Raw genomic sequence first — 23336 nt, forward strand, 5'->3', positions numbered from 1 at the left:
CTGAAGGTTTCATACTTTCCCCATGGAAACTAATTGCTACGACGGCGCTTACGCGCACGACAACCCGCAAAAAAAGACCGACGACCTGGCGCGCAACATCATCGAGCAAATCGCGGACAAGTGGACGATCCTCGTCATCGACGCGCTCGGCACGCACGGCGAGATGCGTTTTTCGCGGCTGCGCGAAGTGGTCGAGGGCGTGAGCCAGAAAATGCTCACCAAGACACTGCGGCAGCTCGAGCGTGACGGCCTCGTTACGCGCTACGTGCATCCGGTGATCCCGCCGCGGGTCGACTATCAGCTGACGCCATTGGGGCGCAGCCTGCTCGACAAGATCTGCGGGATATGGAACTGGGTCGAAGTCCACATGAGCGAAATGGAATTGGCACGGCGCCAGTTCGACCAAGGCGAAAAGCGGGTCGATCATCTGCATCCGCGTGATGTGCCCGTAGCCGCCGCCACGTGAGGTCGACGCTGACCGCCACCATCGAGCAGCCAGCAGAGCTGTGAGAAATTGCCCATAATTGCGCACAGTCTTCGAGCAACCGTTGGGACGTTTGATGAAAGCAGCTTCTGACGCATCACAATCCCCGATCGCATTTCTGGCCGTAGCGTCGGCGTTCGCGATCAACATGACAGGTACAACGCTACCGACGGCAATCTATCGGTACTACCAACTGCAGTATGGTTTTACACCGACCGTCATCACCCTGATCTACGCCTCCTATGCAATCGGGGTGCTGGGTGCGCTGCTGCTGATCGGCAACTGGTCCGATCAGTTGGGCCGCCGTCGCATGCTGCTGGCGGGCCTGTGTGCGTCGGCCGCGTCGGCGCTGACGTTCCTGCTCAGTGACGGGTTGGCGCTTCTGATGCTGGGCCGCCTGCTGTCGGGAATTTCTGCCGGCATCTTCACAGGAACCGCCACCGTAGCCGTGATCGAACTCGCGCCGCCTGCGTGGCGCGGCAAAGCCATGCTCGCGGCTACCGCGTCCAATATGCTCGGACTGGGTTGCGGTCCTTTGCTAGGCGGCATCCTGGTCGAACTATTGCCCTGGCCGACGCAGTTGCCCTATGCGGTGCATCTGGCGCTGGTCGGCGTCGCCGCACTCGCCGTCCTCGGCGTGCCGGAGACCGCCACGATTCCCGCGCGGGTGAAGCTCGGCATCCAGAGAATTTCGCTTCCTGCCGAGGTACGCCATGTGTTCATTCCTGCCGCGCTGGCGGGGTTTGCCGGTTTCGTCGTGGTGGGCTTCTTTGCGGCGGTCGCCCCTCAACTGATTCGGGTCGTGCTCGGCTTTCACAGCGGCATCGTGACCGGCTCGATTGTGTTCCTGTTGTTCGCGTGCTCCGCCCTCGGGCAGATCGTCCAGACGATCATTGCTGCCCGGTGGCGGCAGGCGGCCGGCTGCATTGGACTCGTCGTGGGACTGACGTGTGTCGGCCTGTGCGTGCCGGAGCGCTCGCTCGGCACGCTTTTGCTCGGCACCGCCCTGGCAGGAATCGGGCAAGGCATCAGCTTGCGCGCCGGGTTGGGCGAGATCGCGTCCGCGGCGCCCGTGCACCGGCGCGCGGAAGTCACGTCCAGCTTTTTCGTCGTGCTCTATGTGGCGATCTCACTACCGGTGATCGGCCTCGGCATCGCCGTGCAACTCGCCGACATTCAACGCGCGACGTTGCTCTTTGTCGGCTTGACGATAGTCCTTGTGCTTATCGCGCTGCTCCTGCTGATGCGCGGGCAAGCGAACCGGGAGCAGGACGCCGAAGCGATCGGTGACTGAACACGAAACCCCTTGCGGCTCGAACTCAGGAGCCTTCCAGCGCCGGAAGCAGCGCTGGCGCGCTCGTGAGGAAGGCGCGCACGTGCATCGCAATCACCGCGTCGCTGGGCGTGGTGTTGTCGTTCGAATAAATACGGCGGCGAATCGCAAGGTGGGATACCGCGCCGTGCAGCAGCCAGCCCACCTCGGTCAGATGATCCGGATCGGCCGGTACGCCGCGTCCCAATTCGTGCGCCGTCTCAGTGACAATGATCTCGAGCGCATGCGTCACGACGGCATTCGTGTACGTCGGCGCCATTTGCAGATCTTCAAGCGAAGAGTAGAGGAACAGGCGCAGCCACTGCCGCGTCAGCAGGGTGTCGTAGTACTCGCGATAAAAAGTATTGAGCCTGCTTTCAATAGGCACACTGCGGTCTTTCAGTTGAACAAACCACATCGCCTTGAAGGTCCCCACGATTTCGCGCTTGTAAACTTCGTCGATCAACGCAGCCTTGCTAGGGAACAGGCTATACAGCAAACGTTGCGACACGCCACAAGCCTCGGCAATCGCGCGCGTCTGCGCGTTCAGGCCGTGCTCGGCGAAATATTCGGCGGCCTTCTCCAGCACGCGCGCCTGACGCTCGGCGCGTGGCAGACGCTGCGGTGCTTTCTTCATCGGCCGCTTGATCGGCGCGCGACCCGCTACGGTCTTGCTACCCGGCTCTGCAACATCCATCAGTTTGGCCTTCATAACGCTCCCGTGTCCATCGTTTTTAAAAAATAAGTCTTCACATGACGACTTATGGTTTGGTAGAGTATATCGTCCGGGTATGAGGAAGAGTCTCGCCAGGCACCCGGGCGCAGCCATTCATTATCTCAGGCTACCGCGAAGCGAGCCCCATCTTTGATTGCCACCGACTGCAAACGCCTCGATCTGAAGCGTTTGAGAACCTGTCGCACAACCCGGATTCCGTTCTCCGCTCATGTCTTTGTCAAGCCGCCAGCCAGTCATCATCGCGCTGATCGTCGCCAGTGCCTATTTCATGGAGAACCTGGATGCGACGGTGATCGCGACCGCACTGCCTCACATGGCCGCCACGTTCGGCGTCACACCCGTGAGCCTGAGTATCGGCATGACTGCCTATCTGCTGGCGCTCGCGGTCTTCATTCCAATCAGCGGATGGGTGGCCGACCGCTTTGGGCAACGGTCGGTGTTCGGTGGCGCGATCATCGTGTTCACCGGCGCCTCGATACTTTGCGGGCTGAGTAACGGCCTCGTCGAATTCACCATTTCGCGGATCCTGCAGGGAATCGGCGGCGCAATGATGGTGCCGGTAGGCCGCCTCGCCGTGCTGCGCAGCACCGAGAAGCGTCACCTGATGCGCTCGATCGCCTATATCACGTGGCCCGGCCTCGCTGCACCGGTGTTGGGTCCAGCGCTAGGCGGGTTTATCTCGACTTATTTCAACTGGCGCTGGATCTTTTTGCTAAACATACCGATCGGTTTGCTGGGTCTGGCGCTAACCGCCCTATTCATTCCGAACTACCGCGAACCCACCCGCCGTCCCTTCGATGTGCCGGGGTTCGTGCTGAGCGGTATCGCGCTGACTTGCCTGATGTACGGCATGGTCCTGGTCGGACAACTGCATAGCGATTGGCGCATCACGACCGCCGCGCTGATCTGTGGCTTTGTCGCTGCACTCCTGGCCATACGGCATTTCGGCCGCGCCGAACACCCTCTGATCGATCTTTCGCCCTGGCGAATTCCGACGTTCCGCGTGACCCTCGACGGCGGTTCGTTATATGTCGTTTCGGTTAGCGTCTCACCCTTCCTGTTACCACTGCTGTTCCAGTTGGGCTTCGGGCTGAATGCATTCGCTGCGGGTTTGCTGGTGCTCGCGTACGCGGCCGGCAATCTGGGCATGAAGACCGTCACCACGCCGATCCTCAAACGCTTTGGCTTTCGCAAGGTCATGATCGTCAACGGGTTGCTTACCGCCGGGACAATCGCGTTGTGCAGCCTGCTTTCGCCGGACACGCCGCGCGCGCTGATCATGCTGGTGTTGCTGGTCGGCGGCCTGTGCCGGTCGATGCAGTTCACAAGCATTAACACGCTCGCGTTCGCGGACGTCCCGCCGGCGCGAATGAGTTCGGCGAGCACGTTCTTCAGTATGGTCCAGCAGATGACCATCGGCCTGGGCATCGCATTTGGTGCGATCGCGCTGCACGCTGCGGTCCTGGTTCATGGAAATCACGCACAGCTCTCACTGGCTGATTTCCGGGTCGCTTTCCTGCTAGTGGCCGTACTGGTGCTGATCTCGGTCCTCTACTTTATCGGCATAGAACCGGATGCAGGCCGGGAGGTGAGTGGTCATACGCGGGCCGCATCGCGATAGCGCGACATTGCACCGGGCGAATTCGCATGTCCTGATGGACGTAACCGTGGAAGTTGAACAGAGAGAGAGTCCGTGCAGGAAAAGAACGGTACCCCGTCCGCAGCACGACCGGCCGCCTCGGCCGGTGTCGTGCCGACAGTAGACGTAGCGGCCCCCCGTAGCGCCTCGCAGCAGATGCTGATCCTCGTGGGCATTTGCATCGCAGTGCTCGTGCTGCCGCTGAATTTCGGCGGTGCGGCCGTGTCCGCGCCGGCCATCGGCACCGCCTTGGGAGGCAGCCCAGTGGCGGTCAACTGGATTCTCAACGCCTTTATGCTGAGCTTCGGCAGCAGTCTGATGGCCTCGGGAGCGCTTGCCGATCTGTTCGGACGAAAACGTGTATTCGCCATAGGCGTGGTGCTCTTCGCGCTGACGTCACTTGGAATCGCCGCGGCGCCGACTCTGTTGTGGGTCGATTTTCAGCGTGCGCTACAGGGCATTGCCGCCGCATTGGTCCTGGCCGGCGCGTCGGCAGCGCTCGCACAGGAGTTCGACGGACCTGGGCGCGCCCGCGCGTTCAGCATGCTCGGCACCACCTTCGGTCTCGGCTTGGCGCTTGGCCCACTACTCGCCGGGTTTCTCACGGAGACGTTCGGTTGGCGTTCGTTCTTCCTTGTGGATGCCGCAATCGGCTTGACCGGGTTTGCACTCGGCGTTCCGAAGCTAAGAGAATCGTACGACCCCAATGCCATAGGCCTCGATTGGCCTGGCGCCGCCAGCTTTACCGCCGCGCTGACACTCTTCACATTCGGGCTGTTGCAGGGGCCGGAAAGCGGCTGGAACAGCCCGCTCATCATTGGACTGTTCTCGGGCGCCGTAGCGGTATTCATCGCGTTCGTCTGGATCGAAAAACGTGCTTCCCGGCCAATGCTCGACCTCTCGCTGTTTCGCTATCCGCGCTTCGTGGGTGTGCAAGTGCTCCCGCTAGCGACGGCATTTTGTTACGTTACCCTGCTTCTGGTCCTGCCCACGCGATTCATCGGAATTGAAGGACATTCTGCGATTGACGCCGGCTTGATGATGGTCTCGCTCTCGGCGCCGATGCTCTTTGTGCCTATCACGGCTGCATTTCTCACGCGATGGATGTCGGCCGGTGTCATTTCAGCGGTCGGCCTCGTCGTAGCGGCCGTCGGTATGCTCTGGTTCAGTGGCATCGCGCCTGACGCGCCATCCGGTGCCCTGACGCTGCCGCTTTTCGTCATCGGAGTCGGAGCCGGCCTGCCGTGGGGCCTGATGGATGGCTTGTCAGTCAGCGTCGTTCCAAAGGAACGCGCGGGCATGGCAACCGGCATCTTCAGCACGACGCGTGTAGCCGGAGAGGGCATGACGCTCGCAATCGCCGGTGCGATATTGGCGGTCCTCACACGTCTAAGGCTATCCGATGCACTCGCTGCGTTCCCGCTCGTTTCGCGCGATGCCGCCGCGGAAGCCGCCCAGCGCGTGGCAACCGGCGATCTGCCACACGCCGTCGCTCTTCTGCCCGTGCTGGGGCAGCCCATTCTCGCGCAGGCGTACGATGGTGCGTTCCGCATCCTGCTCCATATTCTTGTGGCAATCACGCTGGCCTCCGCGCTCGTCGTGCTTGGGTTTCTCGGTCGCACGCCATCCACTGCCAGCCCGAACGATACCGGCCCCACGCTTTTGGGTGGCGAAGGGGCGGTCGACTGAGAACACGTCCGGGGCGGATTGGTGATCGGTAAGAGTTTCGACAGTCATGCGCAAGGGTGACCGAAGCTCAAGACGAGCGGATCAATCACGCTCCGCTGGCAACGAACCGCGTATCCGGAAAGCGCCGACTGCGCTGCGCAACGCAAAGGCCTGCTCTTCCAGTGATCGCGTAGCCGCCGATGCCTGTTCAACCAGTGCGGCATTTTGTTGCGTCGCTTCGTCCATTTGCACGATGGCCTGTCCGACCTGCTCGATGCCGATGCTCTGCTCTTCCGACGCCGCGGCGATCTCGGCCACGATCTCGTTGACCTGCCGTACAGATTGCAAAATCTCGGCCATCGTCGCCCCGGCGTCGCGCACCCTGAACGACCCTGCCTGGACACGCTGGACCGATTCATCGATAAGCGCCTTGATTTCCTTTGCAGCGGTCGCTGCGCGCTGCGCGAGCGAGCGGACCTCGCTCGCGACAACCGCGAAGCCACGCCCGTCCTCGCCCGCTCGAGCAGCTTCCACAGCTGCATTGAGCGCGAGAATGTTAGTCTGGAACGCGATGCCCTCGATGACCGAAATGATCTCCGCCATCCGCTCAGACGATGCCGAGATTCCGTCCATCGTTTCAACAACGCTTTGCACAGTTTGACTGCCGCGCGTGGCTATCTCCTCCGCCGCCGTCGCTACTGCACTGGCTTGCCTGGCGCTATCCGAATTCTGTTTGACGGTGCCGGTGAGTTGATCCATCGACGCTGAAGTCTGTTGCAGCGACGCAGCTTGCGATTCGGTGCGCGTCGACAGATCTGCATTGCCCTGGCTGATCTGAATACTTGTCGTCGAGACGCCGTCGGCATGCTGCCGCACGCTTTCGACGACCTCATGCAGTGCGTTGCGCATCCGCTCCATGGTCGCAAGTATGCTGTCGCTGTCACCAGGTCGTACCCGCACCCCCTGGAACAGGTCGCCGCTGCGGATCGCGTCAGCGAGATGCTTGACCTGACCCGGTTCGCCGCCAAGCGCCCGCGTGATGTCATGCGTGATCCAATAGGCAATCACACCGCCTATCGAGATTGCCAGCGCGGTCAGCACGAGCATGAGCACCTGGAATGTGCGCCCAACTTCCCGCGCCGCGTTTCCCTGTGCGCCGTTCAACTGCGCTTCGAGATCGATGAAGCGATCGATGGCGTTCAGCCAGTCGACGAATGCCGGCCGGGCCTGATCAAGCAGCACGCGCTGCGCACCGGTTGTGTCCCCCGCCTGCTGCCTTGCAATCACGTCGGCCATCAAGGGCAGCGTGCGAGCCTCGTCGGCCTTGATGGCTGTCAGCGCCGGCTGCTCGTCGTTATACGCCGCGCCGCGCGCGGCAACCATTTTGTCGAGTGGACCGGCTGCTTGCTGGTACGCTTCGTTCAATTCCTTGATACGTGACAGCACCGATGGAAGTTCTCCCGGCGGCACGAGCACCACGTCGCGCAGCGCTATTGCGCGGTTGTGGACACTTCCGCGGAACGCAATCGCATAGGTTTCCTTGACACTGTTAATGTCGTTGATTGTCGTGAGGCTCGCATTGATCTTGTTGACTCGCGTGATCCCTACAATCGTTAGCGCGACGAGCGCAAACAGAATCAGACCAAAACCCACAGCAACCCGCGTACCGGTGCGAACATTCTGAAGTTTCAACATCGCTCCCTATGCGACCACTCTCACTACCTGTGTACCTGCTTGCTAACGACCAACGTGCCCGAGCTTTGCGAACAGCCGACTCACGACCTTATCGCCCGCCAAAGAAGTCCCGCACGACGGTGAGCGCAGCCTCGACGGCATCCGCGGAGACGTCGAGGTGCGTAACCCAGCGCTGCTGCGTCGTGCCGTACACAGACGTGACGGCAATACCGTGTGCTGCCAGGTGACCGGAAAACACCCCTGCTATCTCTTCGGCGACATTGACGAAGACGATATTCGTGTCGGGCGCTGACACGGTCAAGCCGGGGAATGCCGACAAACCCTGCGCGAGAATCCTGGCATTGGTGTGGTCAACCTTTAACCGATCGACGTTGTGCTCAAGCGCATACAGTCCGGCTGCCGCCATGATGCCGGCCTGCCGCATGCCTCCGCCAAGCATCTTGCGCAGCCGCCGCGCCCGCGAGATAAAAGGAGCCGAACCGGCAAGCACCGACCCGATAGGCGCTCCCAATCCCTTTGACAGGCAGACGGATGCGGAGTCGAACGGTGCGACCAGCGTCGCCACCGGCACGCCCAGTGCGGCGGCCGCATTGAACACACGCGCACCATCGAGATGGCATGAAAGGCCATGCCGGCGGGCAAGTGAAGTGGCGGCGTCGACATAGGCCAAAGACAGGGCCTTCCCGCCGATTGTGTTTTCGAGCGCGAGCAGACGCGTGCGAGCGAAATGTGGATCATCTGGCTTAACGGCCTGTTCGATATCAGCGAGCGACAGCGTCCCATCCGGCTGATTGGTCAACGGCTGCGGCTGAATACTCCCGAGTGCTGCGGCCCCACCGGCTTCCCAGCGATAGCAGTGGGCTTTCTGACCGACGATATACTCGTCGCCGCGCTCGCAATGCGACATGAGTGCGATAAGATTGGCCTGCGTGCCCGACGGCACAAACAGGGCGGATTCCTTGCCGAGGATTTCGCAGACTGTTGCTTCCAGTCGATTGACGGTCGGATCGTCTCCGAGAACGTCGTCGCCCACTTCGGCCTCTGCCATTGCGGCACGCATTTGAGGGCCGGGTCGGGTAACGGTGTCGCTGCGGAAGTCGTAGCAGATTGCAGAGCTCATCAGATTTCCTCCAAAGAGCAGCGATCCTGGCATTCCGATAGCGTTAGGCCAATACACAGCAAAGGCGAATCTGTTAGATAACAGATTCGCGGCGATGAATTGAACAGCATGCAGGCAACCAAATTCGTTTTGCCACGATATAAACGACTCGCCCAGCAATTGTGGGAAGGAATCGTCCACGCAGGACTACACGACGGCAGTCGCATACCGTCCGTGCGTACGCTGGCCGTGCAACACGACGTGAGCTTCACTACCGCAGTGCAGGCCCTGCGCTGGCTGGAAACGCAGGGTCATATCGAGGCTCGCCCCCGATCCGGTTATTTTGTCGCCAGGCGACCGGAGCACTCGTGCCCCGCGCGAGCAACAGCGTGGCCCAACCCACCGCCAGAACTCGATGCCCAGGCCCGTGATCACCTTGCAATGGTAGGTGCGCCGTGTGCGGTTCGTTTGGACCTCGCTGTCGGGGAGCCTTCGCTGTATCCGGTCGACAGGCTGAGCGTCCTGCTACGCCGCCGTGCGTACCAGCAACCGGACTTGCTCGGTGCGCATGCGCGGGGGGCGGGACACCCTGACCTGCGGCGAGAGATCGCTCGTCAGGCGATGCAGTATCGCTGCGAACTCGCCCCGGACGAACTGGTTGTTACCAACGGCTGCATCGAAGCGCTGAATCTTGCACTCAGGGCCGTGACGCGACCCGGCGATGTCGTGGCAGTCGAGTCGCCGACTTATTTCGTGTTGCTGCAAATGTTGGGCGCCCTCGAACTGCGGGTCCTGCCGATTCCGTGCCGGACCGGCACCGGGATGGATCTCGACGCGCTGAAAAATGCGCTCAATGAGACGCGTATCAATGCGGTCGTCACGATCGCAAACGCCAACAACCCGGTTGGCAGCATCGCGTCAGACGCGGACAAGGCGGCGCTCGTGAGGCTGCTGCAAGCGCGCAACATCCCTTTGATCGAGGACGACATTTTCGGAGACGTCTGCTATGACGAGCCGCGGCCGCGTCCGGCACGGGCCTTCGATACGTCCGGCAATGTGCTTCTATGCGGCGGCTTCTCGAAGAGTCTGTGTCCCGGCTTGCGCCTTGGCTGGATTGCGGCGGGAAAGTTTAGCGATAAAGTTCGGGCACTGAAATACACCACCAGCATGGCCACGGCCGAATTACAGCAGACCGCAGTCGCCGGGATGCTCTCCAGCAGTGGTTTCGCCTTGCACCTGAGACGGCTCAAAGGTGCGCTGCAGGACCAGCAGAATGAACTACGCGATGCTGTCCTCCGTCACTTTCCCGACGGCACAGAAATGAGCCACCCACGCGGTGGATTCGTTCTCTGGCTAAAGTTGCCCGCCACCGGCCACCTTCGCGTCAGCACACGCCCAATGTTTGAGCAGGCACGCACCGAGGGTATCGGTTTTGCCCCAGGACATCTATTCGGCCAGGGCGGCGCCTACGACGATTGTCTGCGATTGAACGCCGGCTATCGGTGGACGAACAACCTGGAAAAAGCGGTCGAGCGTCTCGGCGCGCTAGCACGGATCGCCGTCGCCGCGTCGGAGTAGCAGCGCGCGACAGAAAACACTGGCAACCGGCTCCAGCTCGCGGGCAGTCCCGCTGACGGCCTCAAGCGCAGCAAGTCGTCAAGTGAAGACTTGTGTGATAATAGAATAAATCGTCCGTGGGCGCGAGCCGCTGACTCACCCCAATCCACTTATCGAGACATCCTGATCTTCGTGGGCGTGTCACGCCAGATTTCTGGAATGGCCCGAGATCCACGCAAGTTACAGGAGCAAGTCTGCCCGCGGACGACACCCCTTCTACAAAACGGCATGTCACAACACCTGAAAACAGTACGACCGCTCGTTATTGCATCGGTCATGGCGTCAATGGCAATGGTCGCTATCGAAGCGACCATTGTGTCTACAGCGATGCCGCAAATCGTGACTCAATTGGGCGGCCTGCATCTTTATAGCTGGGTCTTCTCCTCGTTTCTGCTCACGCAGACCGCGATGACGGTCGTATTCGGCAAGCTCGCCGACCTGTACGGTCGTAAGCCCACCATGCTCGTTGGCATCGCCATCTTTCTGGTGGGATCAGTGCTCGCGGGTTTTGCACGGTCCATGCCCGCAATGATCGCGTTTCGACTGATTCAAGGTGTCGGCGCCGGTGCGATCCAGCCTGTTGCGCTCACTATCGTGGGCGACCTGTATCCGGCACGCGAACGAGGGAAGATCCAGGGTTATCTCGCCAGTGTCTGGGCCATCGCTGCGGTCGTCGGACCGATGGCAGGTGGCGTGCTCATTCGCGACCTTTCATGGGCCTGGATCTTCTGGATCAATATCCCAATTGGCCTCGCCTCCGCCGCCGGCTTCATCGTCTTTCTACACGAACAGGAAAGGCGCGAACGCCCTTCGATCGATATCGTCGGCGCAACGCTCTTCGCCGCATGCATCGGCGCTCTCATGGTGGCGCTGACGAATGTTGGGACATCCGTCAGTAGCCGCACCATCCTCGAGTTTGCTCTGTTCGTGATATGCGGCGCGCTCTTCGTTCTCCAGGAGCGACGGGCCGCCGACCCCATGATTTCATTTTCCTTGTGGGGGCACCGGCCAATCGCGGCCTGCAATGCAGCCACTGTCCTTTCGGGAATGGCGCTAATGGGGCTGACCAGCTTCCTTCCCATGTATGTACAGGGCGTCCTGGGCAGGTCCCCGGTGGTGGCAGGCCTCGCGTTGACTATGATAATGGTCGGTTGGCCAACGGGCGCTACCATTGCAGCACGCTCCTTCCACCGGCTCGGACTGCGGCGCACCCTCATCGGCGGCAGCATGTTTTTGCCGATTGGCGCCGTGGTCTTCGCAGCACTGACCCCACAGAGCACGCCGCTGTTTGCAGGAATCGGGTCGTTGATTATGGGCTTGGGGATGGGAATAGTTAGCGTGAGCTCACTTATTCTGATCCAGGAAATAGTCAAGCCGTCGGAACGCGGCAGCGCGACGGCGTCCAACCTCTTCTCCCGTAACCTCGGCAGTACGCTTGGTGCAGCCGTGTTTGGTGCGGTTCTGAATTATGGGCTGACTCATTCGACCGGCACCGCAGCGGTTACCTCCGATCAGTTGCGACAGCTTCTTGGCCCGGTACCAGGCGACGCTATCGTCAACGCTGCGGCGAGACTTGCGCTCCACCAGTCGCTCCATCTCACGTTCTCTTCCATCCTGATGATATCGATCGGTGCGGTCGTCTCCCTGATGCTTGTACCCACTATCAATCTCGTGCACAGGAGCGAACCCGCAACCAATTGATACGCCGGCCCGTTCCTCACCAAATCATCTTTGGCCCAGCGCATGATCAGCGATTTCTATCGATTGCCCGGGCCACTTTCGATTATCTCCGCTCAGATCCGCGACCCTATACTCAATATCAAGCAGCACTGAACGGTCGCCTGAGGCGTGGCAGATGACCGGTTCAACCATCGCCGATGCGCAACGCGCCGGGCGCGTATCTGACATACAAATAGCGACGAATCAGGAGAACAGGCATGAGCAGAGCAACTGCAGCGGTCGTGGCGCACGCCGAGCCGAAGACATCGGTTCGCTGGAAGATTTTTCTCATCATGTTGCTGCTGGTTACGGTCAACTACATCGATCGTGCATCCCTGTCCGTCGCGATGCCGATGATCGCAAGCGAGTTCACGCTTACGCCGGTCATGCAAGGCCTCATTATGAGTTCGTTCTTCTGGTCGTACACGCTGATGCAGATTCCAGGCGGCATGGCAGTCGACCGCTTCAAGCCGCGGCTGGTCCTCGCGCTGTGCACTTTGCTCTGGGGTGCCTTCCAGGGTCTTGGCGCGCTGGCGACCAATGCGATGTTCCTGCTCGCCACGAGGCTCGGACTCGGTGTCGCAGAAGCGCCCGTGGCCTCGGCGGGCGGTGCGCTCAATGCGATGTGGCTCACACAGCATGAGCGGGTCCGTGGCGCATCGCTGATGGATGGCGGTTCGCCGCTCGGCGCGGCGCTCGGATCAGTGCTGATCACCTGGCTGATCGTAGTCGCGCACTCATGGCGCACGGCGTTCGCGATCGCCGGCGTCGGCACGGTCCTATGCGGCGTAGGCGCCTGGTACTACATCAAGAATCAACCGCGCGATCACGCCGGGGTCAATGAAGCCGAAGCGGAACACATCGAGCGAGCCCGGCGCAAGGAAGATGAAAAGGAAGCGAAAAACCTGTCAGGCAACTCGCTCGATTTCTTCAGGTATCGCTCAGTGTTGCTGATGTTCGTCGGCTTCATGTGTTGCACGACGCTTTACTACGGCCTGTTGACATGGATGCCCACCTATCTGCAGAAAGTGCAGGGCTTCAACATTCAGCAGATGGGCGGCGCCAGCTTCGTGATCTTCTTCTGCGGGTTTATCGGCGAACTCTTCGGTGCCTACGTCGCCGACAAGTGGCTCGCCAGCGGCGCCGCGCCGAACCGCGTCATGCGCACGATCTTCGGCATCGCCGGCGTGGTTGCCACGATTGCGGTGTTTTCAGTGGCACATGCGACGAGCCCCACGATGGTCGTGATCCTGCTGTCCATCACGCTCTTCTTTCTGCGGTGGGGCGGTCTGTACTGGTCGATCCCCGCGATGCTCGCCTCGCGCAACAAGGTGGGCGTGCTCGGCGGTCTGCTCAACTTCGGTGGGAATCTCGGCGGCATGGTGATCCCGATTGCGATCGGCGCGATCGTTCAATTCACGGGCTCCTATTTCCTCGCACTGATGTGTTTCGCCGCAATGGGCGTCGGCCTGCTGCTCTGTTCGATCGGAATCGATTATGAAACGAAGATTCCGGTCTGAGCGATCGTCGCGTTTCGCATGAACAACGTTGCTACTGAGATTGGATAATGGGAATAGCAAAAGTCGAAGACATCATTGGCCAAACCGTCCGGCGCGACATTGGCCGCATGAAGCGGTTCGTTGAAGGGCAGCTGGAAGCGGCCGCACGCTCGATCATGAGCACGCCGAACGCCCACGTCGGTATCGTGACCGGCTTCTTCATACGCAATGCCGTCCCGCCGTCGCCGGAGACGGACGGGCTGGGCGGCATGGCCCATCTGGCCGCCGCACTTTCGAACCTCGGCATACCGGTAACGGTGATCTCGGACGCGCCATGCTGCAAGGCGGTCTGGGCAGTCACCACGGAATTGCCGAAAGACGTGGCGTTCGAGATCACCTCGGTGAGCACGGCATCGGTCAAGTCGCTGAGAGCCCGGCTAAGCGAGGCTGAACGTCCGATCACGCATCTGATCGCGATCGAGCGGGTGTCGCCCGCGAGCGACGGCAAGCCGCACCGCGAGTACGGCGCGGATATGTCCGACGATACCGCTCCGCTGCATCTTCTGTTCGAGGATCCCGAGTGGCCGCGTCCGTGGGTCACGATCGGCATCGGCGACGGCGGCAATGAAATCGGCATGGGCGTGTTGCCCGAGGAAATCGTCCATCACGACATTCCCAACGGCCCGTTGATCAGCGCAGCCATTCCCGCGGACTATCTGATTGTTTCCAGCGTCTCGAACTGGGGCGGCTGGGGTTTGGTATCCGCAATGGCGATGGTCGCGCCCCGAGACGCAGCGGCGCGACTGCTCACCGACTTCACGCCGGAGCGCGACCGGGCGTATCTCGCGGTGGCCGTCGACGTCGGGCAAGCGGTCGACGATAGCCGCATCGACCGCCCCGCGACACCGAAGATGAGCGTCGACCGGCTGTCGTGGGAACAGCATGCACACGTGCTGGGCCAGCTCAGGGCACACGTCGACGGATACCTCGCAGAGCCTTCGCACTCCTGAGGGCGCCGCCCTTTTCATTTCTTAACGTACCAACCATGTCCGACCTTTCGAGTACCACGCTTAGACGCGCGCCGTCGTGGGCCGTCAGCTTGCCAGAAGAATTGCAGACACCGTGTTTCATCGTATCCGAGCGCGGCATCGTCGATAACCTGCATGCGACCGCTCGTGCGTGTGGAGGGGTGGAGCGGCTCATGCCGCATGTGAAGACGCATCGCGCCGGATGGATCGTCGAGAGGTTGATTCGCGAGGGCGTAAGCGCATTCAAGGCCGCTACCGTAGCGGAAGTGGCGATGGTGCTCGAGGCCGGCGCGAAACACGTCGTCTGGGCGTATCCAACCGTGAACCACGCTCATATCCGTACCGTGCTCGCGCTGGCGCACGCCCATCCGGACGCACAGGTCGACGCGCTCGTCGACTCGGCGGCAGGCGTAGCCGCGTGGCGTCTCGCGACGAACGGGGTCCCGTTGACCAATCTCGCGCTGCTCATCGATCTGGATGCCGGCATGGGCAGAACTGGAGCGCCGATAGCAGCGGCGACACTGCAATTGGCCCGCGAGCTGGCCACGATCGGCTGCTTTGGAGGATGGCATGTCTACGACGGCCATATCCATGATCTCGACAGTGCCGCCCGCCGCACGCGGGTGGCCGCCATCGTGGAGAAAGTGACGGCGTTGACGGGCTCAGCCGATGCAGAGGGACTGTCGACGTGGCTCATCGCCGGGGGCAGCTATACGTTCGATCTGTGGCCGCGCACGCTCGCCAACTTCGTGTCCCCTGGCAGTTGGACCTATTCGAGCGCTCAACACGACCTGGAATTGCCCGCGCTCGGCTGGACGCCGAGCGCATATGTGCTGGCAACGGTAATTTCACGCAACGGCACAACCGCCACGCTCGACGCGGGCTCGAAGGCCATCTCGCCGGACAAGCCGCTGGCCGAGCGGTTTCGCTGGGACGGCAAGATCGTCATGATGAGCGAAGAGCATGTCGTGGTCGAAAACACCGATCTGGCTGTCGGCGACCGGGTGATGTTATTGCCGCGTCACGCTTGCACGACTGCTTATCTCTACCCTCGCGCGATGGTGCTTAACGCCGAAGGCTCGTGGGAAGTGCGTGAGCAACTCGGGAGCCGTCGATAGGACGCGAGACCCGCAGCGGGTAGGCGTCGATTGAAACGCTACAACGCGACGCAGCCACGCACGTCATGCGGCAAATCGAAAAACACCAGATCAAGGCGAAGGGAAAAACATGAACGACAATGGCACGCCCCGTGCATTGCGCGGCGTCAATCCGACCGACCTCAAACCAGGCGGGCACTATTCTTCCGCGATGATCGCGGGCGACTTCGTCTTCCTGTCCGGCCAGACGCCGCGCGACGCCGACCGGAAGGTGATCGGCGACACGATCGAAGAGCAGACCCGTGCGACGCTCGCCAATATCGAGCGGGTACTGACCGCCGCCGGCGCGGGACTGGAGGACGTCGTCAAGGTCACCGTCTATCTAACCGACTTGACGCTCTTTAGCCGCTTCAATGCGCTCTATGCGAGCTGGTTTGCCCAGCACAAACCGGCGCGAACGACCGTGGAAGCCGGTCTGCAGGGTGTGCTCGTAGAGATCGACGTGGTTGCCTACATCGGCAAGCGCTAAAGCAGGCGGCGCGGTGCGCCGCACGCACGCTAGAAGCCGTAGAGCCTTGCAGGATTTTCGACGAGGATTCGATGCCGCGTCGATTCATCCGGTATCCACAGCGTCAGATCGTCCAGCAAGCGGGCAGCGTCCGGCTTGTTGCCGGCCGCTTGCGTCGGGTGAGGCCAATCCGATCCCCACAGCATCCTGTCCGCGGCAAGCTGGGCAAACCTGAACGCGACCATGCCGGCGTCGGCGTAGACCGGCGCTCCGCTTCGCGACACGAGATAGGGTCCGCTCAATTTGACCCAGGTACGGCCGCCGGCCAGCAGCGCCTCGACCATCCGGAACGCGGCATGCTCCGCGCCGCCCGGTTGCGGGATCTGCCCCATATGATCGATCACGAGCGGCGACGACAGACTCGCAAGCAACTGCCGATGCGCGAGTAGCTGCGCAGCGGTGGCATTGACTTGAATGTGCCAGCCGAGCGGTTCGATCCGCTTCGAGAGCGGCTCCATCATCGATACCGTGACGCCGACCAGGTATTCGAGGTTAAAGCGCAGCCCACGTATGCCCATATCGTGAAGACCGGCCAGCTCACCGTCCGTCACGGTGACGGGCACGGTCGCGATACCGCGCGCGGTCTTTCCGAACTGCGACAGGGCATCGAGCAGGCAACGGTTGTCGGTTCCATACGTAGACGGTTGAACGACGACATGTTGCTCCACGCCGAGCCTCCGCTGCAGCACGCGATAGTCGGCGACCGTCGCGTCGGGCGGCTGCAATTGCGCTGACGGATCGACTGGATACCGCGCATCGTAGATGTGGTGATGACTATCGGTCGCCTTCGGTGGAACGGGAAAGCACGGCTGACCGATGCCGCCGACGCGTGCCCGCTCCTCGGGAAAAGCAGGAATGGTCAATGACACACTATGTTCCGGCGCAACGAAAAGAGTGGATCAGTATACGCATGCAATTTTTCCGGGAGATAATCAAAGTCAGCGACGCCACCTGATAGAAACCTTCGATCATGCGCATTTCTCTTCAGCAAATTGAAACCTTTTATTGGGTGGCGCGATTAGGCGGTTTTCATGCGGCGGCGCGTCATCAGCACCTCACGCAGCCGACCATTTCGGCGCGCATCCAGGAGTTCGAGGAACATCTCGGCGTACAGCTCTTCAGGCGCAGCCGGACCCGCTCCGAACTGACACTCGCAGGCCGCGACGCGCTCACCAATGCGGAACAGGTGTTAAAGCTCGCCGAAAAGCTCGAACAGATTGCGAAGCGTACCGACCCCATGTACGGGCTTCTACGTCTCGGCGCGATCGAGTCCATCGCCCACGCGGGGCTTGCAGATCTGCTGACGCAACTCAAGATGCGATATCCGCGCATGAAGATCGAACTCACGATCGATGTGGGCGTGGCACTCGGACGCAAGCTTGGTGCGCACGAACTGGACATAGCGATACTGAACGATTCCACCGATGCGCCCCACGTGGTCGAGACCGCCATCGGCTTCACCGATCTGCATTGGGTTGCGTCGCCGCAACTCGTGCCCAACTGCAATGTCACGCCTCACGATCTTGCTTCGGTACCGATCATCACCGTCTCGCAACCGTCATCGAACCATTCACTCGTGATGAACTGGTTCCGCAGCGCCGGTTGCAATCCGGATAACATCAGCTCATGCAATTCCCTGTCGATGATGTCGCGGCTGGTCGCGGCCGGACATGCGGCGGCCGTGTTATCGCCCGCGATCATGCGCGCGGAGATCGATGCCGGGCTGATTCACGTGCTTAACACTGAACGGCCGATCACTCAGCAAGGGTTTTTTGTCGCCTATCAGGAAGAGTGTCGTAGCGGCGCGGATACCATCGTGGAGCTGGCAAAAGAGGTGCTCACACGCAGTCGCGTGCTGATTCCGGGGTAATAGGCGCGAGCGCGACCATGAAACAATCGGAGCACACAGCCATGAGCGCATCACCGGTGGTGGTATCACGCACCTATGCGATGCCTGAGCGAAGCGATCGCCTGGATTTCTACATTCGCGACCAGGCGTCGCGCCCTGCGATTAGCGAGCCGCACAAGCACGAATATTTTCAGATTCAGATCAACCTCGGCGGAGACACCGAGCAGCACATCGGCGGAGTGCGCAGGCCATTTCCTGCGGGTGCGGTCGCCTTTATCCTGCCGCATCGCTTGCATCTGATACCGCACCCCGCGCATTCGCGCTTCATTGTCATCAATTTTACGCAAGCGTTTCTACGCGCCAATACGGACGGAATCGCGGATCCCCTCGACCTCGAGGACGTGTCGATCACGCAGGCGCCCGAACTCGCCCCATTCAGGCTTCAGGAGTACATCGACTTCATTCTGGAGGACGCCGATCTCGTCGAAATCGAGCCGGTTCTGTCACGCATGCTGAAGGTCGACGAGACGCGGCGCTTCGGTTCGACCGCTCTTCTACGCGGCTACCTTCTTCAGCTTATCGGGATCGTATGCCAGCGATACGCGGATCAGCTACTTCGGCTCTCCTCGCGTAACGCCCAAAGACTCGGCCGACGAGACGCTCTGGTCCGTGTCGACCGTCATGTCAATGAGCATCTCGCGAGCGACGCACTGTCTCTGACCTCTGCCGCCGCCGCTGCGTTCCTATCGCCGAACTATCTTGCGCATCTGATCAAGAAAGAGACGGGCCGGACATTTGTCAAGTGGGTGACCGAGCGACGCATCGCACGTGCAAAGGATTTGTTGGCAAACGACAACCGGCGCATCAAGGACATTGCGTTTCTGGTCGGCTATCGCGACGAAGCCTATTTTTCGAGGCGGTTTCGTCAGTCGGTCGGTCAATCTCCGAGCGATTTTCGCGACATGCAGCGCAGTGCGGGGCAACGAAACGGTGGCGCAACCGCGCGCAAAGGAGCACCGTAAGATCGTCCTGGTGTTCAGCGGATTTGTCCTGCACGGCGTGTTCGCAAGGCGATATCGTAGGTAGGCCACTACTACTCGCGAGGCTTACCATGACCGAATACTCAGTGACACCACCCACGATCACCTCCGTTGCTGTCAGCGGCTCGACGAGCCGCTTTCCCGTGCGCCGCGTGTTCTGTGTCGGGCGCAACTACGCAGAGCATGCGCGCGAAATGGGTGCCAACCCGGACCGGGATCCTCCGTTCTTTTTTTCCAAGCCTGCCGATGCCGTCGCGCCAGCGACCGGCGTGCTGCCGTACCCGCCCCTTACCTCCGACTTGCACCATGAGATTGAACTCGTCATTGCGCTCGGCAAGGAAGGAAAGAACATCGCCCCCGAGAACGCACTCGATTTTGTCTGGGGTTATGGAGTCGGCGTCGATCTGACACGCCGGGATCTCCAGGCGACGGCGAAGAAACTGAGCCGCCCGTGGGACTGGGCGAAAGGCTTTGACGCGTCTGCGCCGGTGAGCGAGATCAAGCCGGCGTCCGAGTTAGGACATCCATCCAGCGGACGGATCTGGTTGTCCGTGAATGGCGAAGTCCGCCAGCAAGGCGATCTCAGCGAGATGATCTGGCCTGTCGCAGACATCATCAGTTACGTGTCTCAGGCCGTGACTGTGAAGCCGGGAGACCTTATCTTCAGCGGAACACCCGCCGGCGTCGGCGCACTCCGCCCAGGCGACAAGGTCGCAGGCGGAGTGGATGGCGTTGCGAACTTCAGTTTCGAGGTGGGCCCGCTGGCCGAATGAACGAGGCGACCGCCTGCTATAACGCGGGCGGCGCAATCGTCCCGACGATGGACCGCCGCACTCAATCGATCCGGAGCGGATCACCGTCGAATTCGACAAGGCAGCCGAAGCCGCCATGAAACAGCGCTTCGCGCGCATCTTCCGCCCTGCCCATTGCCGCGATCTCAGCCGCGTGCAGTTCGGCATCATCTTCCGGCACGAACCCGAGATAGCGCACGTTGGCGTTGTCCCAGCGATTGCGCGCGTTATTGGATACGCCATACACGACCGCGAAGTGGAAGTCCGGATAGTCGATACAGCGGCGCGCCACCTGCACCATGTCGCGATGGCTGATCCATGTGAAGAGGTGCCGCGGTGCGGTTGGCCGGTCGTCCGGGCGGAACGAGCCGATCCGGATGCACGCGACCGACATGCCATGCTTGTCGGCGTACATCCGGCCAAGCGCCTCGCCGAACACCTTCGAGATGCCGTAGCGGCTATCGGGGCGCGGCTCGACGGTATTGTCGATCATCCGGTCGCGACGATGAAAACCCACAGCATGGTTCGAACTCGCGAACACCACGCGCTTGACGCCCGCTTGCCGCGCCGCTTCGAACACGTTGTAGCAACCCTCGATGTTCATATCGCGGATGCGTTCCCAGCGATCCTCGTCAGGAATGCCCGCGAGATGCACGACGACGTCGACACCCTCCATGGCCGGCAGAAGATCCTCCAGCCGCGTGATGTCCGCGGTCACGATTTCCTCGCCTGCCTGCGCCTCCGCCTGCGGCGCAATATCGGCGAGGCGCAGTGCATAGTGGCCCTGGAAACCGGCGCGGAGCACACGTCCGATGTGACCGGCCGCGCCGGTAATCAGTACTCGAGTCATTGATACCCTCTCTGTGATTCAGGTAAATACGGTTATTCGGTTTCGCCCTTCTGTACCGCGTAGCCTACCGAGCGGCGGTGGTGCGCTTCAAGATACGCATCGCGCGATGGCACCAGGTGCTCCCGGCATAACTTGATCAACGATTCCCGGTCGCCGGTTCGGAGCGCCTCGATCATCTGGTGATGCTCGGCGCGCGCCTTCTCCAGATACTGAGGAAACACGATAGATACCGAACGGATGGCATGCGTGCGGCGTTCATACTCGTGAATCGCCTCGGTTAGAACCTGGCTTTCCGACAACGCAAAGAATGCATGGTGAAAAGCCATGTTCGAGCGGAACACGCGCCGCAGATCGCCGGCGACGGCCGCTTCGTCGTGCTCTGCCTGAATTGCCTCTAACGCATCGAGCGCTTCGCTAGTGACCGGAAAAACGATGCGCCTCGCCGCGTCTGCTTCCAGCAGTTCGCGTAGCGCATACAGTTCAGTGACCTCGCGCGGTGTAAACGACTTGACCAGCGCGCCTACATTCTTGCGGCGCTCCACCAGGCCGCGCCGCTCCAACTCCGCCAGCACCTGACGTGCGACGTGGCGCTTCAGGTTGAAGCGCTCGCACAGATCGTCTTCCACCAGCCGTTCGCGCGGGTGCAGAACGCCAAGGACAATCTGCTCCTCGAGCTCGTCCGAGACGCTTCGCAGCATCTCGTCGATATTGCGGTCGCGCTCGACCGTCTTCGCAGTGGGCGTATCGGAGCGTTTGGGCCTGGCAGCGTTGCTCATAAAAATGGTCCGCAAAATGATCTAAGCCGCGAGCCTATACGAAAATATGACCTTTAACCCTTGTTTCCGTCGCCGGGAACGGTCGCGGTGATCCGGGTCGCTTGCAGAAAGTCAAAGTCGCAGCCCTCGTCGGCCTGAGTGATCGTCGTCAGGAAGAGTTTGCGATAACCACGCTCGTCGGGATTGACCTGACGCGCCGGCAACGCCGTGAGACGAGCTGCCATTTCCTCGTCGCTGAGGGCAAGTTCGATAGACCGTTCTGCCACGCTCAGGCGAATCCGGTCGCCGGTTTGTACGATCGCGAGCGGACCGCCGATAGCCGCTTCAGGGGTGACGTGCAGGACCACTGTACCGGACGCCGTGCCGCTCATGCGGCCATCCGAAATACGTACCATGTCTTTCACACCCAGGCGGCCTAGCTTGCGCGGGATCGGAATGTAGCCGGCTTCCGGCATCCCGGGTGCACCGACCGGACCGATCCGCTTGAGCACGAGTACGTCATGCGCTTCCACGTCCAGTTCCGGATCGTCGATACGGCGAGCCAGATCCTCCGCATCCTCGAAGACGACGGCCCGCCCTTCGTGCTCCATCAGGCTGGCGCTTGCCGCTGATTGCTTGATGATCGCGCCGCCCGGCGCGAGATTGCCACGCAACACCGCGATACCGCCTTGCGGAAAGATCGGGCGGTCAAACGGGCGGACCACTTCTTGCGGGAAGCTCGCCGGGGCAAGATCCAGCTCCTCGCCGAGCGTACGGCCGGTCACAGTGAGCGCGTCGAGATGCAACAGGCCTTTCATCTCGCGCATGACCGTGGTCAGGCCGCCGGCGCGATGCAGGTCTTCCATGTAGTGCTGTCCAGACGGTTTCAAATCGACGAGGACCGGCGTCTCGCGCGCCATCCGGTCGAGCTGCTCAAGGTCGATGCGAATCCCGAGCCGGCCCGCAATTGCCGTGAGGTGAATGATGCCGTTGGTCGAGCCGCCGATTGCGAGCAGCACCCGCAACGCGTTTTCGATCGCCTTGGGCGTCAGGATGGCCGCCGGACTCAGGTCTCGCCCGATCATCGCCACGGCCTGCGCGCCGGTGCGCTCCGCAATGCGGATGCGATCGGCAGTCACGGCAGGCGCGGACGCGCCACCCGGCAGCATCATGCCCAAGGCTTCCGCAATGCAGGCCATCGTGCTGGCTGTTCCCATCACCGAACAGGTCCCGACCGTCGCGACGAGCTGATTGTTGACCGCTTCGATCTCGGCTTCGTCGATCTGGTCGCCGCGAAAACTCGCCCAGAACCGACGGCAATCCGTACATGCCCCCACCCGTTCACCGCGATGCGAGCCCGTGAGCATGGCACCCGTCACCAGTTGAATTGCCGGAACGCCCGCCGCCGCCGCGCCCATCAACTGGGCCGGGACGGTCTTGTCACAGCCGCCGATCAGCACCACCGCATCCATCGGTTGGGCCCGAATCATCTCCTCCGTGTCCATCGACATCAGGTTGCGCAGGTACATGCTGGTCGGATGCGAAAAGCTCTCGGCGATCGAAATCGTCGGGAATTCGACAGGCAGTCCGCCAGCCAGCATCACGCCGCGTTTTACCGCCTCGATCAACTGCGGCGCGTTGCCGTGGCAGGGATTGTAGGCACTGCCGGTGTTCGCGATGGCCACGATGGGACGCGACAGCGCGTCGTCGGTATAGCCCGCGCCCTTGATGAACGCCTTGCGCAGAAAAAGCGAGAAACCTTCATCGCCGTAGTTCGTCAGGCCCTGCCGCAAGCCGCTTTTCTTCTCGCCCATTACCGCTCCTATATCTTCAATGAGATTATCAATAATCTTGACGGGAATGTTACCGATACTTATAGTCTCTCTGCAA

Annotated in this window: 20 protein-coding genes; 13 read left to right on the forward strand and 7 right to left on the reverse strand. The window is 61.3% G+C overall.

Features of this window, described 5'->3' with window-relative positions:
- Nucleotides 1–22: 22 nt before the first annotated feature.
- Together SB772_RS11290 and SB772_RS11295 are read left to right on the forward strand one after the other, a co-directional pair.
- The gene (locus SB772_RS11290) at nt 23–466 is read left to right on the forward strand and encodes a winged helix-turn-helix transcriptional regulator (RefSeq protein WP_410833337.1); all 444 of its coding nucleotides are present in this window, start codon (nt 23–25) and stop codon (nt 464–466) included.
- 94 nt (nt 467–560) lie between these two features.
- Entirely contained in the window at nt 561–1778 is a 1218-nt protein-coding gene (locus SB772_RS11295; RefSeq protein ID WP_410833338.1) for an MFS transporter, read from the forward strand.
- 25 nt (nt 1779–1803) lie between these two features.
- On the opposite strand, the gene SB772_RS11300 is transcribed toward SB772_RS11295, so the two are convergent.
- On the reverse strand, nt 1804–2625 hold the full coding sequence (locus tag SB772_RS11300) for a TetR/AcrR family transcriptional regulator (protein ID WP_410833339.1): 822 nt from the start codon (nt 2623–2625) through the stop codon (nt 1804–1806).
- 115 nt (nt 2626–2740) lie between these two features.
- Between SB772_RS11300 and SB772_RS11305 the strand changes: the two genes are divergently transcribed.
- Nucleotides 2741–4153 carry an MFS transporter gene (locus SB772_RS11305; protein WP_410833340.1) on the forward strand — a complete coding sequence of 471 codons (1413 nt, stop codon included), beginning with the start codon at nt 2741–2743 and terminating at the stop codon, nt 4151–4153.
- A gap of 72 nt (nt 4154–4225) precedes the next feature.
- Entirely contained in the window at nt 4226–5860 is a 1635-nt protein-coding gene (locus SB772_RS11310; protein ID WP_410833341.1) for an MFS transporter, read from the forward strand.
- Between the two features lie 81 nt (nt 5861–5941).
- On the opposite strand, the gene SB772_RS11315 is transcribed toward SB772_RS11310, so the two are convergent.
- Complete coding sequence (locus SB772_RS11315) at nt 5942–7534, reverse strand: methyl-accepting chemotaxis protein (RefSeq protein ID WP_410833342.1); 1593 nt, start codon at nt 7532–7534, stop codon at nt 5942–5944.
- 88 nt (nt 7535–7622) lie between these two features.
- Nucleotides 7623–8654 carry a low-specificity L-threonine aldolase gene (gene ltaE / locus SB772_RS11320; protein WP_410833384.1) on the reverse strand — a complete coding sequence of 344 codons (1032 nt, stop codon included), beginning with the start codon at nt 8652–8654 and terminating at the stop codon, nt 7623–7625.
- 108 nt (nt 8655–8762) lie between these two features.
- Here ltaE and SB772_RS11325 point away from each other — a divergent pair, with 108 nt between their 5' ends.
- The 6 genes from SB772_RS11325 (at nt 8763) to SB772_RS11350 (ending at nt 16122) form a co-directional block, all read left to right on the forward strand.
- Complete coding sequence (locus SB772_RS11325) at nt 8763–10211, forward strand: PLP-dependent aminotransferase family protein (RefSeq protein WP_410833343.1); 1449 nt, start codon at nt 8763–8765, stop codon at nt 10209–10211.
- 267 nt (nt 10212–10478) lie between these two features.
- Nucleotides 10479–11951, forward strand: a complete 1473-nt coding sequence (locus tag SB772_RS11330) for an MDR family MFS transporter (RefSeq protein WP_410833344.1) — start codon at nt 10479–10481, stop codon at nt 11949–11951.
- A 236-nt stretch (nt 11952–12187) separates the two neighbouring features.
- Nucleotides 12188–13489, forward strand: a complete 1302-nt coding sequence (locus SB772_RS11335; protein WP_410833345.1) for an MFS transporter — start codon at nt 12188–12190, stop codon at nt 13487–13489.
- Between the two features lie 47 nt (nt 13490–13536).
- Nucleotides 13537–14478 (forward strand): glutamate cyclase domain-containing protein, encoded by a 942-nt coding sequence (locus SB772_RS11340; RefSeq protein ID WP_410833346.1) that lies wholly within the window; start codon nt 13537–13539, stop codon nt 14476–14478.
- 35 nt (nt 14479–14513) lie between these two features.
- Nucleotides 14514–15614, forward strand: coding sequence for an alanine racemase (locus tag SB772_RS11345; RefSeq protein WP_410833347.1), 1101 nt, complete (start codon nt 14514–14516; stop codon nt 15612–15614).
- 109 nt (nt 15615–15723) lie between these two features.
- Nucleotides 15724–16122 (forward strand): RidA family protein, encoded by a 399-nt coding sequence (locus tag SB772_RS11350; protein ID WP_410833348.1) that lies wholly within the window; start codon nt 15724–15726, stop codon nt 16120–16122.
- Nucleotides 16123–16151: 29 nt separating this feature from the next.
- Here the strand turns inward: SB772_RS11350 and SB772_RS11355 are convergent, their stop codons facing one another.
- Entirely contained in the window at nt 16152–17030 is an 879-nt protein-coding gene (locus SB772_RS11355; protein WP_410833349.1) for an amidohydrolase family protein, read from the reverse strand.
- A 101-nt stretch (nt 17031–17131) separates the two neighbouring features.
- Between SB772_RS11355 and SB772_RS11360 the strand changes: the two genes are divergently transcribed.
- From SB772_RS11360 to SB772_RS11370, 3 genes are all read left to right on the forward strand, one after another.
- On the forward strand, nt 17132–18031 hold the full coding sequence (locus tag SB772_RS11360; protein WP_410833350.1) for a LysR family transcriptional regulator: 900 nt from the start codon (nt 17132–17134) through the stop codon (nt 18029–18031).
- 41 nt (nt 18032–18072) lie between these two features.
- A complete protein-coding gene (locus tag SB772_RS11365; protein ID WP_410833351.1) occupies nt 18073–19032 on the forward strand; it encodes an AraC family transcriptional regulator in 960 nt (319 codons plus the stop codon).
- Nucleotides 19033–19121: 89 nt separating this feature from the next.
- Entirely contained in the window at nt 19122–19823 is a 702-nt protein-coding gene (locus SB772_RS11370) for a fumarylacetoacetate hydrolase family protein (protein ID WP_410833352.1), read from the forward strand.
- 61 nt (nt 19824–19884) lie between these two features.
- Here SB772_RS11370 and SB772_RS11375 read toward each other — a convergent pair whose 3' ends face one another.
- The 3 genes from SB772_RS11375 to SB772_RS11385 are packed head-to-tail and all read right to left on the reverse strand — an operon-like array spanning nt 19885 to nt 23260.
- Nucleotides 19885–20691, reverse strand: a complete 807-nt coding sequence (locus SB772_RS11375; RefSeq protein WP_410833353.1) for an NAD-dependent epimerase/dehydratase family protein — start codon at nt 20689–20691, stop codon at nt 19885–19887.
- Between the two features lie 32 nt (nt 20692–20723).
- Complete coding sequence (locus SB772_RS11380; RefSeq protein WP_410833354.1) at nt 20724–21467, reverse strand: GntR family transcriptional regulator; 744 nt, start codon at nt 21465–21467, stop codon at nt 20724–20726.
- Nucleotides 21468–21520: 53 nt separating this feature from the next.
- Nucleotides 21521–23260 carry an IlvD/Edd family dehydratase gene (locus SB772_RS11385; protein WP_410833355.1) on the reverse strand — a complete coding sequence of 580 codons (1740 nt, stop codon included), beginning with the start codon at nt 23258–23260 and terminating at the stop codon, nt 21521–21523.
- Nucleotides 23261–23336: the final 76 nt, after the last annotated feature.

This window comes from Paraburkholderia sp. SIMBA_030 (assembly GCF_046535245.1).
GTDB lineage: Bacteria > Pseudomonadota > Gammaproteobacteria > Burkholderiales > Burkholderiaceae > Paraburkholderia.

Coding starts and splice junctions, on each gene's coding strand:
- SB772_RS11380 (WP_410833354.1), bottom strand. CDS start 21,467: ATGAGCAACGCTGCCAGGCCCAAACGCTCCGATACGCCCACTGCGAAG.
- SB772_RS11290 (WP_410833337.1), top strand. CDS start 23: ATGGAAACTAATTGCTACGACGGCGCTTACGCGCACGACAACCCGCAA.
- SB772_RS11325 (WP_410833343.1), top strand. CDS start 8,763: ATGCAGGCAACCAAATTCGTTTTGCCACGATATAAACGACTCGCCCAG.
- SB772_RS11385 (WP_410833355.1), bottom strand. CDS start 23,260: ATGGGCGAGAAGAAAAGCGGCTTGCGGCAGGGCCTGACGAACTACGGC.
- SB772_RS11335 (WP_410833345.1), top strand. CDS start 12,188: ATGAGCAGAGCAACTGCAGCGGTCGTGGCGCACGCCGAGCCGAAGACA.
- SB772_RS11330 (WP_410833344.1), top strand. CDS start 10,479: ATGTCACAACACCTGAAAACAGTACGACCGCTCGTTATTGCATCGGTC.
- SB772_RS11375 (WP_410833353.1), bottom strand. CDS start 20,691: ATGACTCGAGTACTGATTACCGGCGCGGCCGGTCACATCGGACGTGTG.
- SB772_RS11370 (WP_410833352.1), top strand. CDS start 19,122: ATGACCGAATACTCAGTGACACCACCCACGATCACCTCCGTTGCTGTC.
- SB772_RS11305 (WP_410833340.1), top strand. CDS start 2,741: ATGTCTTTGTCAAGCCGCCAGCCAGTCATCATCGCGCTGATCGTCGCC.
- SB772_RS11340 (WP_410833346.1), top strand. CDS start 13,537: ATGGGAATAGCAAAAGTCGAAGACATCATTGGCCAAACCGTCCGGCGC.
- SB772_RS11300 (WP_410833339.1), bottom strand. CDS start 2,625: ATGGCTGCGCCCGGGTGCCTGGCGAGACTCTTCCTCATACCCGGACGA.
- SB772_RS11295 (WP_410833338.1), top strand. CDS start 561: ATGAAAGCAGCTTCTGACGCATCACAATCCCCGATCGCATTTCTGGCC.
- SB772_RS11360 (WP_410833350.1), top strand. CDS start 17,132: ATGCGCATTTCTCTTCAGCAAATTGAAACCTTTTATTGGGTGGCGCGA.
- ltaE (WP_410833384.1), bottom strand. CDS start 8,654: ATGAGCTCTGCAATCTGCTACGACTTCCGCAGCGACACCGTTACCCGA.
- SB772_RS11350 (WP_410833348.1), top strand. CDS start 15,724: ATGAACGACAATGGCACGCCCCGTGCATTGCGCGGCGTCAATCCGACC.
- SB772_RS11365 (WP_410833351.1), top strand. CDS start 18,073: ATGAGCGCATCACCGGTGGTGGTATCACGCACCTATGCGATGCCTGAG.
- SB772_RS11345 (WP_410833347.1), top strand. CDS start 14,514: ATGTCCGACCTTTCGAGTACCACGCTTAGACGCGCGCCGTCGTGGGCC.
- SB772_RS11315 (WP_410833342.1), bottom strand. CDS start 7,534: ATGTTGAAACTTCAGAATGTTCGCACCGGTACGCGGGTTGCTGTGGGT.